Here is a 12,893-nt window from a genome sequence, read left to right as displayed (position 1 = left end):
GCGTTAGTCGCTGCTGTCAACACCTCTTTTTCTCCGCTTTCGACCGAGAAGATCGAATCGTCAATAAGGCGACAATACCCTGCCCTACCAACTCCTTCTGGCTTCGATGAACTGAAGCGTAACCGCTGTCGAAAACTGCGTAACTCGTTGTTTACCAAGGAGTTTTCCGTTTCGACTGCGCCGGAAGTGGGGCGAATTATAGACGTCCAGGATCTGCCGTCAACCCCTGATTTCAGCTTTATTCGGATTTGAGCGTAATACGCGCAAATGCCTTCTTCCCCGCCTGGCAAACGTGGGTCGCGCCCAGCGCATATATAAAGGTGCGATCGACAACTTCACCATCTATACGCACACCACCGGAACCCAGAAGATCACGCGCCACGGCAGAGTTCTTCACCAGGCCCGCCTTATTAAGGACAGCAGCGATCGGCATGTCTTCGGTAGCGGTCAATTCGATCTCTGGCAAATCATCCGGCAGCTCGCCATCTTTCATACGGTTGCCTGCTGCACGGTGAGCATTGGCCGCAGCCTCCTCACCATGGAAACGCGCAACGATCTCTTCGGCCAACTTGATCTTGATGTCACGCGGATTCGCACCCGCCTCGACGTCAGCCCGCAAAGCATCGATCTCTTCCATGGAGCGGAAGCTGAGCAATTCGAAGTAGCGCCACATCAGCACATCAGGAATAGAGACCAACTTGCCGTACATGACACCCGGCGCCTCCTGGATACCGACATAGTTGCCCAACGACTTGGACATCTTCTTCACGCCATCCAGCCCTTCGAGCAACGGCATAGTCAGAATGCATTGAGCCTCCTGACCATAACCACGCTGCAGTTCACGCCCCATCAGCAGGTTGAACTTCTGATCGGTACCGCCCAGCTCGACGTCCGCGCGCAAAGCGACCGAGTCGTAACCCTGAACCAGCGGATAGAGGAATTCGTGAATGGCGATTGGCTGATTGGTCGTGTAGCGCTTGTCGAAGTCATCGCGCTCGAGCATGCGTGCCACGGTGTATTGCGAAGTCAGACGTATGAAGTCAGCAGGCCCCATCTGATCCATCCAGGTGGAGTTGAACGCCACTTCGGTTTTGGCCGGATCAAGAATCTTGAAGACCTGAGTCTTGTAGGTCTCGGCATTCTCGAGAACCTGTTCACGAGTGAGCGGTGGACGTGTCGCGCTCTTGCCACTCGGATCACCGATCATCCCGGTGAAGTCACCGATAAGGAAGATCACCTGATGGCCCAGATCCTGGAACTGGCGCAGCTTATTAATAAGCACGGTGTGACCCAGGTGCAAATCCGGCGCGGTCGGATCGAAGCCTGCCTTAATACGTAGCGGCTGGCCACGTTTGAGCTTTTCGATCAGCTCGGACTCGACCAACAGTTCTTCTGCACCACGTTTGATCAGCGCTAGCTGCTCTTCAACCGACTTCATAACAGACCTGCAAGACTCGAATTCAAAGGGGACCAACCATACAAGATCGGGCGTCAAATACAAGTTTTGCCCGGCGCACGGACGCCAATCCACGGACAGAGCGTCCGCAGGCTTGCTTCAGAGATGATTTGGTTATATTTTATACAGTTATTTCGTCTTCATCATGTCATTCATCTTTTCCAATTCATTTTTTCAAAGTCAAAATTACTTATGACCAAAGAATCGTCTAAAGCGCCACCGCTTTACCCGAAGACCCACCTGCTCGCAGCAAGCGGTATCGCCGCCCTTCTGAGCCTGGCGCTTCTGGTATTTCCTTCCAGTGATGTTGAAGCCAAAAAGACGACCCTGAGTCTTGAACTGGAAAGCCCTGTAGAACAACTGACACAAGATCAAGACGCCGCCGACGTCGTCCAAGCCACAAATGAGCCGGCAGCCTCCCCTTTCGCGCAGATCGAAAACAGCGCCGAAAACACTCAGGAAGCCGCCCAGGCCGCCCCCGCGCCAGTCGTCGAAGAAAAGTAGGCGCCAGGCCACAGGGAAGTGATCGTTGCCAAAGGCGACACTCTCTCGACCTTGTTTGAGAAAGTCGGCCTTCCGGCCACTTCGGTGCATGAAGTGCTGGCCAGCGACAAGCAGGCCAAGCAGTTCAGCCAGCTCAAACATGGCCAGAAGCTCGAGTTCGAACTCGGCCCGAACGGCCAACTGACCAATTTGCACAGCAAAGTCAGCGACACGGAAAGCATCAGCCTGACCAAGAACGGCAAGGGTTATACATTCAACCGCATTACCGCCAAGCCCACTGTTCGCACCGCCTACGTACATGGCGTGATCAACAGTTCGCTGTCGCAATCCGCAGCCCGTGCCGGTTTGTCCCATAGCCTGACCATGGATATGGCCAGCGTGTTTGGCTATGACGTCGACTTCGCCCAGGATATTCGCCAAGGTGACGAGTTCGATGTGATCTATGAACAGAAAGTCGTCAACGGTAAAGCCGTCGGTAACGGCCCCATTCTTTCCGCGCGCTTCACCAACCGTGGCAAGACTTACACCGCTGTGCGCTACACCAACAAACAAGGCAACAGCAGCTACTACACGGCTGACGGCAACAGCATGCGCAAGGCGTTCATCCGTACTCCGGTAGACTTCGCCCGCATCAGCTCGAAATTCTCCATGGGCCGCAAGCACCCGATCCTGAACAAGATCCGCGCCCACAAGGGTGTCGATTACGCAGCACCGCGCGGCACACCGATCAAGGCTGCCGGCGACGGCCAGGTATTGTTGGCCGGTCGCCGCGGCGGTTACGGCAATACCGTGATTATCCAGCACGGCAGTACTTACCGTACGCTGTACGGCCACATGCAGGGCTTCGCCAAAGGCATCAAGACTGGCGGCAGCGTCAAGCAAGGTCAGGTGATCGGCTACATCGGCACCACCGGCCTCTCCACCGGCCCGCACCTGCACTACGAGTTCCAGGTCAATGGTGTGCACGTCGACCCGCTGGGTCAGAAGGTAGCGATGGCCGATCCGATCTCCAAAGCTGAACGCTCACGCTTCCTTGCGCAAAGCCAACCGCTGATGGCGCGTATGGACCAAGAGAAAGCCACCCTGTTGGCTTCGAGCAAACGCTAAGCCATGGCGCTCTATATAGGTGTGATGTCCGGGACTAGCCTTGATGGCCTGGACATTGCGCTGATCGAGCAAGCCCCGGCGATCAAGCTGATCGCCACGCATTACATCCCCATGCCCGAATCCCTGCGCGCCGAGCTGCTTGGCTTGTGCGCCAGCGGTCCGGACGAGATTGCCCGCTCCGCCATTGCCCAGCAAAACTGGGTAAAACTGGCCGCACAGGGCATTCACACCCTCCTCGACCAACAAAACCTCAAGCCCGACGACATTCGCGCGATTGGCAGCCACGGCCAGACCATTCGCCACGAACCGGCACGCGGGTTCACGGTGCAGATCGGCAACCCTGCGCTGCTCACCGAGCTGACCGGCATCACCGTGGTCAGCGATTTCCGCAGCCGCGACGTAGCCGCTGGCGGACAAGGCGCCCCATTGGTTCCGGCCTTTCACGAAGCCTTGTTTGAACAGCAGCCCGGTAACCGCGCGGTGCTGAACGTCGGCGGGTTCAGTAACCTCAGCCTGATCGAACCCGGCAAGCCTGTCGCGGGTTTTGACTGCGGCCCGGGGAATGTCCTGCTGGATGCCTGGATTCACCGGCAACGCGGCGACAACTTCGATCGCGATGGCCAATGGGCCGCCAGCGGCAAGGTTGAACCGGCTCTGTTGAATGAGCTGCTCAGTGATCCGTTCTTTGTAACTCAAGGCCCGAAGAGCACTGGCCGCGAAGTGTTCAATCTGCCATGGCTGATGCAGCATCTGTCACAACTGCCAACCTTCGCAGCCGAAAACGTACAGGCCACACTGCTTGAGCTGACCGCCCTGACCATCGTCGAGTCATTGCAAAGCGCTCAATCGGATACCCGGGAGCTGCTGGTCTGCGGCGGTGGCGCACACAACGCCACGTTGATGAAACGGTTGGCCAGCCTGTTGCCGAACGCGAAAGTCAGCAGCACTGCCGCTTATGGTGTAGACCCGGACTGGGTTGAAGCCATGGCCTTTGCCTGGCTGGCTCATTGCTGCCTGGAAGGTATCGCGACCAACCGCCCAAGCGTCACCGGCGCCCGTGGCCTGCGCATTCTCGGCGCCATCTACCCCGCCTGAACCTTAACTCCAGACAGCAAAACGCCGCAGAGTCCTGAGACCCTGCGGCGCTTGTTGATGCGGTGAGTTGCGATCAGATCGAGAACGAAGAGCCGCAGCCACACGTGGTGGTGGCGTTCGGGTTTTTGATCACGAAACGCGAACCTTCCAGACCTTCCTGGTAATCCACCTCGGCACCTGCCAGGTACTGGAAGCTCATCGGATCGACCACCAGGCTGACGCCTTCGCGCTCGACAATGGTGTCGTCATCGGCCACTTCTTCATCGAAGGTGAAGCCGTACTGAAACCCTGAACAACCGCCGCCCGTAACGAATACGCGCAGCTTCAAGCGATCATTCCCCTCTTCATCGACCAGGCTCTTCACCTTGTGCGCAGCACCGTGGGTGAATTGCAAAGCCGTGGGGGTGAAGGATTCGACGCTCATGCTGACTATCTCCCGGCGTTACGCCGCCATAATGCGTGATGACGCGCATTATCCGCTTCTCCCAGAAAATCGGTCAACTATTGTTACGGTATATCAATCAACCCAATTGTCAGACCAGAATGCAAAAAGGCCCGTTCAACGGGCCTTTTTGCATTGCGGATAAAGCCTTACGGCAGCATGCCCGCATGGGAAAGGCCCAGGCGCTCATCCAGACCGAAGAGGATATTCAGGTTCTGCACAGCCTGACCCGACGCGCCTTTGACCAGGTTGTCGATGACCGACAACACCACCACCAGATCACCATCCTGCGGACGATGCACGGCGATACGACAAACGTTGGCACCACGCACGCTGCGGGTTTCCGGATGGCTGCCGGCTGGCATTACGTCGACGAACGGTTCGTTGGCATAACGCTTTTCGAACAGAGCCTGCAGATCCACCGAGCGGTCCACGACAGTCGCGTAGAGCGTCGAATGAATACCGCGAATCATCGGCGTCAGGTGCGGAACGAAGGTCAGACCAACATCCTTGCCCGCGGCACGACGCAGCCCCTGACGGATTTCCGGCAAGTGACGGTGACCTTTTACGGCGTAGGCCTTCATGCTTTCCGACGTCTCGGAGTACAGCGAACCTACCGAAGCGCCACGACCCGCACCGCTGACACCGGATTTGCAGTCAGCGATCAAACGTGTGGTATCGGCCAGACCGGCTTCGAGCAATGGCAGGAAACCCAATTGCGTCGCGGTCGGGTAGCAACCCGGTACAGCAATCAGGCGTGCCTGCTTGATCTGCTCGCGATTGACTTCCGGCAAGCCGTAGACCGCTTCCTCCAGCAGTTCCGGCGCACCATGCGGCTGGCCGTACCACTTGGCCCATTCATCGGCGTCTTGCAAACGGAAGTCTGCCGACAGGTCGATGACCTTGGTTCCGGCAGCCAGCAATTCACCCGCCAGGGCATGGGCGACACCGTGCGGCGTGGCGAAGAACACCACGTCGCAAGCCCCGAGGGTCTTGATGTCCGGAACGCTGAACGCCAGGCCGTCGTAATGGCCACGCAGGTTCGGGTACATGTCGGCCACGGCCAGGCCGGCCTCGGATCGGGAAGTGATCACCACCACTTCTGCCTGCGGATGCTGTGCCAACAGACGCAGCAGTTCGACACCGGTGTAACCCGTGCCGCCGACGATACCGACCTTGACCATAAACCTGCCCTCAACGAACCCACTGGAAAGCCGTCGATAATAGGGGCCGCGCGGCCCTGCGACAACCGTCAAGGTGACGTGCGGGCGCTCTACCCCCTACTATCTTCACTACCGTGAACCTGGGAATAACCAAAAATGCTTTATCTGTGGCTCAAAGCGCTTCACATCATCAGCATGGTCTGCTGGTTTGCCGGCCTGTTTTACCTGCCGCGCCTGTTCGTCTATCACGCGCAAAGCGAAGACACCGTCAGCAAGGAACGCTTCAGCATCATGGAGCGCAAGCTGTACCGAGGCATCATGGGGCCAGCGATGATCGCCACCCTGGTGTTCGGCATTTGGCTAATCAGCCTCAACCCGAGCGCCTATTTCGGCCAGGGCGCGTGGATGCACGCCAAGCTGACCCTGGTGGTGATCCTGATCGGCTACCACCACATGTGCGGCGCACAGGTAAAACGTTTTGCCCGTGGCGAAAACACCCGCAGCCATGTCTTTTATCGCTGGTTCAATGAAGTGCCGGTTCTGATATTGCTGGCTATCGTAATTCTGGTCGTCGTCCGGCCGTTTTAAATCCAACAGACACGCTCACCCGGGGTACTTCCAATGTCGCTGCCCGCTCTGCTCGAACAACGCTTGCGACTGCCGGTGGTGGCGGCACCGATGTTCCTGATCTCCAACCCTGAGCTGGTGCTCGCCTGCTGCCGTAATGGCGTGGTGGGCAGTTTCCCTGCGCTGAACCAGCGTGAGAGCAGTGGGTTCAAGGCCTGGCTGGAAGAAATCGAAGCAGGGTTGGCGACACTGGAAAACCCCGCGCCTTACGCGGTGAACCTGATCGTCCACCACAGCAATCCGCGATTGCAGGCGGATCTGGCGATCTGCATCGAACACAAAGTACCGATCGTGATCACCAGCCTCGGCGCCGTGAAGGAAGTGGTCGATGCCGTGCACAGCTACGGTGGCCTGGTGTTTCACGACGTGACGACCCGTCGCCACGCAGAAAAAGCCGCCGAAGCCGGTGTCGACGGTTTGATTGCCGTTGCCGCGGGGGCCGGTGGTCACGCCGGGACCTGGAGCCCGTTTTCGCTGATCGCCGAGATTCGCCAGTTTTTCGACAAGACCCTGCTGCTGGCTGGCTGCCTGAACCATGGCCACGAGATTCTTGCCGCGCAATTGCTCGGTGCGGATCTGGCCTACTTCGGTACGCGATTTATCGGCACCACCGAAAGTCATGCGCCTGACGCCTACAAGGAGATGCTCCTGACTGCCAGAGCCGCGGACATCGTCCATACTCCAGCGGTGTCTGGGGTTCCGGCAAGCTTCATGCGTCAGAGCCTGGAGGCCGCCGGTTTCGACATGGCGGCGCTGCAAAGCAAGGGCGAGGTGGACTTCGGCTCCAAGCTCAAGCCGTTGAACGATGAAGCCAAAGCCTGGAAAACCGTGTGGTCTGCGGGCCAGGGTGTCGGGGAGATCGAGGATCTGCCGAGTGTCGATCAACTGGTCGAACGTCTCGGCACCGAATACCGCAAGGCGCTGGAACTGGCGGCAGCACTGCCCAAGCGCTGGCCGCGCTGACAGGAAAGTTTGGCCAGCCCAACCCGGCCGGCCTTAAACTCCCTCTTGTTACACTTTCCATTACAACTCTCGCGACAAGGATGCCTCGGCCATGAGCGAAAACCGTTTCAAGATCGTCTTCGATGGTGCTTTGCTGCCCGGTGTTGATGCCACCACCGCCAAGCTCAATCTCGCCGAGCTGTTCAAAAGCGATGTCGCAGCCATCGAACGCCTGTTCAGTGGCCGGACGGTTGCGCTCAAACGCGAACTGTCACACGCCGACGCGCAAACTTATCTTCAGGCGCTGACGAAAACCGGCATCGATGCCCGAATCGAAGCCGAACCCTCGATCGAGCTGAACCTGTCCGACGTTCACGTCAGCCCACCGCCATCGGCAGAGCCCGATTCCCCCTACGCTCCGCCACGCGCCACGGTCGGCGAAGCGCTGCCGGAGTTCGCCACACTCAAGGCATTCAGTTTCAGTGGCCGCATCGGCCGACTGCGCTTTCTGGCCTGGACAATGGCTCTGACGCTGGTGACGTTGGGCATTGGCTCGGTGCTGGCCATTTTCGGCTTCGGCCTCATCAGCACCAACTCGACTGCCGGCCTGATTGTCGCGGGTCTGCTGGCCGTTATTCTGATCGTGATACTCGCGTTCATCAGCATTCAGTTCAGTGTGCAGCGCCTGCACGATATCGGCTGGTCTGGATGGCTCTGGCTGTTGAACCTTGTGCCGTTCGTGGGGGGCGCTTTCCCGTTCGTGATAATGATCGTGCCGGGTAACAACACTGCCAATCGATATGGCGCACCGCCGCCGCCCAACAGCAATGCAGTCAGGGTACTGGCTTCATTGTGGCTGGTGTTTATTGCGATCATGTTCGTTGGCGGGCTGACCGGAGGTCTCACGGCAATTCAGGATGAGTACGAAAGCGCCACTGATAGCGCCTATCAAAGCAGCTCCGTGACCACCGATGAAGTCGAAGCTGCGCCCGTCGAAGTCGACTCGGCAGCAGATTCAACCGACGATGCAGCCGAAGCGGCCCAGCCCCCTGTAGACTCTGCAAAAGAATGAACAGCGCTCCCCGCCCGTGACACCTGCGTCGCTGGCGCGGAGCTGTTGCGATGGAGAACTGCATGACCCGTTACGCTCTGATCACTGGCGCTTCCAGCGGCATCGGCCTGGCAATGGCCGAAGCGCTGGCCCGGCGCGGCCGCAGCCTGCTATTGGTGGCCCGACAGCGTGATCAGCTGGAAAGTATTGCGATTGAACTGACTCAACGTTTTGGCGTGGAAGTTTTGTTTCGTGCCTGTGACCTGGGTGAACCGTTGCGCCTGTCCGGATTTCTACTGGAGCTGGAGGAAGGTGAGCGGCAAATCGATCTGCTGGTCAACTGCGCCGGCATCGGTACCTGTGGCCCATTCCTGGCCCAGGACTGGATGACCGAGCAGGACCTGATCGAAGTGAACATCCTGGCCCTCACTCGCTTGTGTCATGCCATTGGTAACAGCATGGCCTTGCAGGGCGGCGGGCAGATTCTGAACGTCGCCTCGGTTGCGGCGTTCCATCCCGGCCCCTGGATGAGCACTTATTACGCCAGCAAGGCTTATGTGCTGAATTTCTCCGAAGGCTTGCGCGTCGAACTGAAAAAATGCGCGGTCAAGGTGTCGGTGCTCTGCCCCGGCCCGACCCGCACGGCGTTTTTTCGCACCGCGCAACTGAACACCGACAAGCTGGGCGAGAGCAAATTGCTGATGAGCCCAGAGGAAGTCGCGCTCTACACCGTGCGCGCCCTGGAGAAAAATCGCGCCATTATCATCCCCGGTCGCCTGAATCGCTGGTTCGCCTTCTTGCCACGGCTCGGCTCGCGCTGGCTGACCCGGACAATCGCGGGCATGGTCAATAAGGCGTACTGCCCGCGCTGACCAGCCTTCAAGGTAAAAAACTGGGCTCAGGCAGGGCCCATGCGTACACTCAAGCCAGCCAAACAACGGAGAAAACAGCTGTGGATACTCTGTTCACCAAGATCATCAACCGGGAAATCCCGGCGAAGATCATTTACGAGGACGACCAGGTACTGGCCTTCCACGACATCGCCCCACAGGCCCCCGTGCATTTCCTGGTGGTCCCGAAGAAACCGGTGCGCACCCTTAACGATCTCACCGAGGACGATAAGGCTCTGGCCGGGCATATTCTGTTCACCGCGCAGCGTCTGGCTCTGGAACTGGGCTGTGAAGAAGGTTTCCGGGTGGTCATGAACTGCAATGAATTGGGCGGGCAGACCGTTTATCACATTCATATGCACGTGCTGGGTCAGCGCCAGATGCACTGGCCTCCGGGCTAATTGCAAGCAGTACCGGTTTATGTGGCGAGGGCGCTTGCTCCCTCGCCACAGATGACCCAGCGCAAACCCTCCCCGGCCGATTGGGTTAAACTGGCCGCCGAGATTCTTCCCGGAGGTCAGCATGACTACCCAACGTCACTATTCGCCAATTGACCGTCTTCTGCTGCAAGCCGATGCCGCGATGCGTACTTTGTTGCCCTTCAGCGGTCAGCCCTACCGTCCGTCGCCTGCCATCGTGCAGCCGGATGCGCAAATGAACGACGAGGACACCCGGCACGTCGCCGGTTTGATGCGCATCAACCATACCGGCGAAGTCTGTGCCCAGGCGCTGTATCAAGGTCAAGCCCTGACCGCCAAGTTGCCGCAAGTGCGCGCTGCCATGGAACATGCCGCCGAAGAAGAAATCGATCATCTGGTCTGGTGCGAACAGCGCATCCACCAGTTGGGCAGCCACACCAGCATTCTCAATCCGCTGTTCTACGGAATGTCGTTCGGGATTGGCGCGGTGGCCGGGTTGATCAGCGACAAAGTCAGCCTGGGTTTCGTTGCCGCCACCGAGCATCAGGTTTGCAAACACCTGAACGAACACCTTGAACAACTGCCCGCCGAGGACGAAAAATCCCGGGCGATCCTTGAGCAGATGCGCATTGATGAAGAACATCATGCCGAAAGTGCGCTGGATGCTGGAGGGTTTCGTTTTCCTGCGCCGGTGAAGTTCGGGATGAGTCTGCTGGCCAAGGTGATGACCAAGAGCACATATCGGATCTGACGGTTGCGTTGTTTGATCGGGACTCTTCGCGGACAACAGCAATGAAAAAGGCGACTACCTTGCGGTAGTCGCCTTTTTTTGTACTCGGAACTCTCAGCTCGGCATGTTGCGCGCGTAGAAGATTTCAAGCATTTCGTGTTTTACACGCTCAGTCACCTGGGCACGCTGCTCAGAGGACAGGTTGCTGGTGGCGTCGCCGAACAGGTAGTTATCCAGTTCGAAGTTCTTCAACAGCATTTTGGTGTGGAACAGGTTTTCCTGATACACGTTCACGTCGGTCATCTGGTACGCGTCGCGGGTGTCTTCGGAGAGATAGTTCTGGATCGAGTTGATCTCGTGGTCGATGAAGTGTTTCTTGCCTTCAACGTCACGGGTGAAGCCGCGCACGCGGTAATCCACAGTCACGATATCCGAATCGAACTGGTGAATCAGAAAATTGAGCGCCTTGAGCGGTGAAATGACGCCACAGGTCGACACGTCGATGTCCACACGGAACGTCGCGATACCGTCCACCGGATGGATTTCCGGGTAGGTGTGCACCGTGATGTGGCTCTTGTCGAGGTGGGCCAGGATGATTTCGGGCAACGGGCCCGGAGACTCTTCAATCTGACTGTCGGTGGGGGTTACCGGCTCTTCAGAGATCAGAATCGTGACGCTGGCGCCCTGGGGTTCATAGTCCTGACTGGCGATGTTCAGGATATTGGCACCAATGATATCGACAACTTCTGTGAGGATCTGCGTCAGGCGCTTGGCGTTGTACTCTTTATTGATGTACTCGACGTAAGCCTGCTGGTCTTGCGGGGTTTCCGCGTAGCAGATGTCATAGATGTTGAAGCTCAAGGTCTTTGTCAGGTTATTGAACCCGTGGAGCTTGAGTTTGCTTTTCACCGTTAAAAACTCTCTATGTATTGCGGGCTGGCCGCGTGATCAAGCATGCCCGTCAGATGCGAACGACGCACCTGCGTAGGACGGTTAACACCTCTTCGCGATGGCGATTTTGGTTGTCTGTTCAGGCAAGCGACCTGTCGGGTGACCGATCACTGCCCTGAAAAAAGTGGCGCATTATGCAGACGTCAGCTATGGATCACCAGAGTCTGCACCGCTTTTATGATAGTTGAATGTCGATTCAACCGAGCTCGATAATCTCGTAGTCGTGGGTAATCGCCACGCCAGCCGCGCCGAGCATGATCGAGGCCGAGCAGTACTTCTCGGCCGACAGCTCGATGGCGCGCTTGACCTGGGCTTCTTTCAGCCCGCGTCCCTTGACCACGAAGTGCATGTGGATCTTGGTGAACACCTTCGGATCTTCGGTCGCACGCTCGGCTTCGAGGAAGGCTTCGCAGCTTTCGACGGCCTGACGCGACTTCTTGAGGATGCTGACCACATCGAAATTGCTGCAACCGCCAACACCCAGCAGGAGCATTTCCATCGGGCGGACACCCAGGTTGCGACCGCCGGCATCGGGCGGACCGTCCATGACCACGACATGACCGCTGCCGGATTCACCGAGGAACATGGCTTCGCCTGCCCATTGGATGCGTGCCTTCATCGCCAAGACTCCACTGTATAAAAAAGGGTCGCCAGCTTAGCACAGGGCCCTTGATTGGCAGCGCTTCGCCTTCCTAGGACATAACCGTATGGGTCGTAGGTAAATTCTCGAATCTTGAAGGAATGTGTCTGTTAAGCTGACGCCAATTCACTGGCGCTTAGCCAGCCTTGTAGCGAACAAAAAAATCCAGGCTTCACCAGCCCCCTACAAAAAACAAACACACCGTGCAGTCTTTTCGGGATACAACCATGGTTGCTATTACCCCCATATCCAAAATCAAGAACCTCGACAAACTGTTGATGCACTGCCAGCGCCGTCGCTATGCCGCCAAGAGCAACATCATTTGTGCCGGCGACCGCTCGGACACGTTGTTCTTCATCATCAAGGGTTCGGTGACCATCCTGATCGAGGATGACGACGGCCGTGAAATGATCATTGCCTACCTCAACTCCGGCGACTTCTTCGGTGAACTGGGTCTGTTCGAGCAAGCAGGACTGGAACAGGAGCGCAGCGCCTGGGTTCGCGCCAAAGTCGAATGCGAAGTCGCGGAAATCAGCTACGCGAAATTCCGCGAGTTGTCTCAACAGGATCCAGACATTCTTTACGTGCTCAGCGGACAAATCGCACAACGCCTGCGCAATACCACGCGCAAGGTCGGCGACCTTGCATTCTTCGACGTGACCGGCCGCGTGGCGCGCTGCCTGCTGGAGCTGTGCAAGCAGCCAGACGCCATGACCCACCCGGATGGCATGCAGATCAAGGTGACCCGCCAGGAGATCGGCCGGATTGTCGGTTGTTCCCGTGAGATGGTCGGCCGCGTGCTCAAGGATCTGGAAGAACGCAACCTGGTCGACGTCAAAGGCAAGACCATGGTGGTCTTCGGTACGCGCTAGGCTC

Annotated in this window: 14 protein-coding genes and 1 pseudogene; 10 read left to right on the top strand and 5 right to left on the bottom strand. The window is 57.8% G+C overall.

The features are described from left to right. The coding region (locus AC1DIS_RS17485; protein ID WP_477780989.1) for a hypothetical protein at positions 1-252 on the top strand (252 nt) is incomplete at its 5' end. On the opposite strand, the gene tyrS is transcribed toward AC1DIS_RS17485, so the two are convergent. Next, positions 239-1,438 carry a tyrosine--tRNA ligase gene (gene tyrS, locus AC1DIS_RS17480; RefSeq protein ID WP_064620726.1) on the bottom strand — a complete coding sequence of 400 codons (1,200 nt, stop codon included), beginning with the start codon at positions 1,436-1,438 and terminating at the stop codon, positions 239-241. The two genes, AC1DIS_RS17485 and tyrS, sit on opposite strands and share 14 nt — an antisense overlap. Before the next feature lie 210 nt (positions 1,439-1,648). Here tyrS and AC1DIS_RS17475 point away from each other — a divergent pair. After that, positions 1,649-3,067 (top strand): annotated as a pseudogene (locus tag AC1DIS_RS17475) (peptidoglycan DD-metalloendopeptidase family protein). Between the two features lie 3 nt (positions 3,068-3,070). Further along, on the top strand, positions 3,071-4,162 hold the full coding sequence (locus tag AC1DIS_RS17470) for an anhydro-N-acetylmuramic acid kinase (protein ID WP_026286625.1): 1,092 nt from the start codon (positions 3,071-3,073) through the stop codon (positions 4,160-4,162). 73 nt (positions 4,163-4,235) lie between these two features. Here AC1DIS_RS17470 and erpA read toward each other — a convergent pair whose 3' ends face one another. Beyond that, positions 4,236-4,586, bottom strand: coding sequence for an iron-sulfur cluster insertion protein ErpA (gene erpA / locus AC1DIS_RS17465; RefSeq protein WP_007906865.1), 351 nt, complete (start codon positions 4,584-4,586; stop codon positions 4,236-4,238). A gap of 167 nt (positions 4,587-4,753) precedes the next feature. Then, positions 4,754-5,788 (bottom strand): N-acetyl-gamma-glutamyl-phosphate reductase, encoded by a 1,035-nt coding sequence (argC, locus tag AC1DIS_RS17460; protein WP_007941665.1) that lies wholly within the window; start codon positions 5,786-5,788, stop codon positions 4,754-4,756. A 135-nt stretch (positions 5,789-5,923) separates the two neighbouring features. On the opposite strand from argC, the gene hemJ reads away from it, so the two are divergent. The 6 genes from hemJ (at position 5,924) to coq7 (ending at position 10,447) form a co-directional block, all read left to right on the top strand. Next, positions 5,924-6,355, top strand: coding sequence for a protoporphyrinogen oxidase HemJ (gene hemJ, locus AC1DIS_RS17455; RefSeq protein ID WP_018928879.1), 432 nt, complete (start codon positions 5,924-5,926; stop codon positions 6,353-6,355). 33 nt (positions 6,356-6,388) lie between these two features. After that, the gene (locus tag AC1DIS_RS17450; RefSeq protein WP_019650353.1) at positions 6,389-7,357 is read left to right on the top strand and encodes an NAD(P)H-dependent flavin oxidoreductase; all 969 of its coding nucleotides are present in this window, start codon (positions 6,389-6,391) and stop codon (positions 7,355-7,357) included. Positions 7,358-7,448: 91 nt separating this feature from the next. Then, positions 7,449-8,408 carry a DUF805 domain-containing protein gene (locus AC1DIS_RS17445; protein ID WP_018928877.1) on the top strand — a complete coding sequence of 320 codons (960 nt, stop codon included), beginning with the start codon at positions 7,449-7,451 and terminating at the stop codon, positions 8,406-8,408. Between the two features lie 62 nt (positions 8,409-8,470). After that, complete coding sequence (locus AC1DIS_RS17440) at positions 8,471-9,259, top strand: SDR family NAD(P)-dependent oxidoreductase (RefSeq protein ID WP_018928876.1); 789 nt, start codon at positions 8,471-8,473, stop codon at positions 9,257-9,259. Between the two features lie 80 nt (positions 9,260-9,339). After that, positions 9,340-9,678 carry a histidine triad nucleotide-binding protein gene (locus AC1DIS_RS17435; protein ID WP_007906873.1) on the top strand — a complete coding sequence of 113 codons (339 nt, stop codon included), beginning with the start codon at positions 9,340-9,342 and terminating at the stop codon, positions 9,676-9,678. 121 nt (positions 9,679-9,799) lie between these two features. Next, entirely contained in the window at positions 9,800-10,447 is a 648-nt protein-coding gene (gene coq7, locus AC1DIS_RS17430; RefSeq protein WP_018928875.1) for a 2-polyprenyl-3-methyl-6-methoxy-1,4-benzoquinone monooxygenase, read from the top strand. A 93-nt stretch (positions 10,448-10,540) separates the two neighbouring features. Here coq7 and speD read toward each other — a convergent pair whose 3' ends face one another. Beyond that, complete coding sequence (gene speD / locus AC1DIS_RS17425) at positions 10,541-11,335, bottom strand: adenosylmethionine decarboxylase (protein ID WP_018928874.1); 795 nt, start codon at positions 11,333-11,335, stop codon at positions 10,541-10,543. Positions 11,336-11,573: 238 nt separating this feature from the next. Beyond that, positions 11,574-11,996 carry an OsmC family protein gene (locus AC1DIS_RS17420; RefSeq protein ID WP_007941657.1) on the bottom strand — a complete coding sequence of 141 codons (423 nt, stop codon included), beginning with the start codon at positions 11,994-11,996 and terminating at the stop codon, positions 11,574-11,576. A gap of 248 nt (positions 11,997-12,244) precedes the next feature. On the opposite strand from AC1DIS_RS17420, the gene crp reads away from it, so the two are divergent. After that, on the top strand, positions 12,245-12,889 hold the full coding sequence (gene crp, locus AC1DIS_RS17415) for a cAMP-activated global transcriptional regulator CRP (RefSeq protein ID WP_018928873.1): 645 nt from the start codon (positions 12,245-12,247) through the stop codon (positions 12,887-12,889). The last annotated feature ends 4 nt before the right edge of the window (positions 12,890-12,893 follow it).

This window comes from Pseudomonas sp. 05N433 (assembly GCF_056396925.1).
Note: the sequence above shows the minus strand (reverse complement) of the source record. Positions and strands in the feature narration are given on the sequence as shown.

Excerpts from the sequence above, each read along its gene's own strand:
- AC1DIS_RS17420 (WP_007941657.1), bottom strand. The coding sequence starts at position 11,996 with ATGAAGGCACGCATCCAATGGGCAGGCGAAGCCATGTTCCTCGGTGAA.
- erpA (WP_007906865.1), bottom strand. The coding sequence starts at position 4,586 with ATGAGCGTCGAATCCTTCACCCCCACGGCTTTGCAATTCACCCACGGT.
- AC1DIS_RS17470 (WP_026286625.1), top strand. The coding sequence starts at position 3,071 with ATGGCGCTCTATATAGGTGTGATGTCCGGGACTAGCCTTGATGGCCTG.
- coq7 (WP_018928875.1), top strand. The coding sequence starts at position 9,800 with ATGACTACCCAACGTCACTATTCGCCAATTGACCGTCTTCTGCTGCAA.
- hemJ (WP_018928879.1), top strand. The coding sequence starts at position 5,924 with ATGCTTTATCTGTGGCTCAAAGCGCTTCACATCATCAGCATGGTCTGC.
- tyrS (WP_064620726.1), bottom strand. The coding sequence starts at position 1,438 with ATGAAGTCGGTTGAAGAGCAGCTAGCGCTGATCAAACGTGGTGCAGAA.
- AC1DIS_RS17440 (WP_018928876.1), top strand. The coding sequence starts at position 8,471 with ATGACCCGTTACGCTCTGATCACTGGCGCTTCCAGCGGCATCGGCCTG.
- crp (WP_018928873.1), top strand. The coding sequence starts at position 12,245 with ATGGTTGCTATTACCCCCATATCCAAAATCAAGAACCTCGACAAACTG.
- argC (WP_007941665.1), bottom strand. The coding sequence starts at position 5,788 with ATGGTCAAGGTCGGTATCGTCGGCGGCACGGGTTACACCGGTGTCGAA.
- AC1DIS_RS17445 (WP_018928877.1), top strand. The coding sequence starts at position 7,449 with ATGAGCGAAAACCGTTTCAAGATCGTCTTCGATGGTGCTTTGCTGCCC.
- AC1DIS_RS17450 (WP_019650353.1), top strand. The coding sequence starts at position 6,389 with ATGTCGCTGCCCGCTCTGCTCGAACAACGCTTGCGACTGCCGGTGGTG.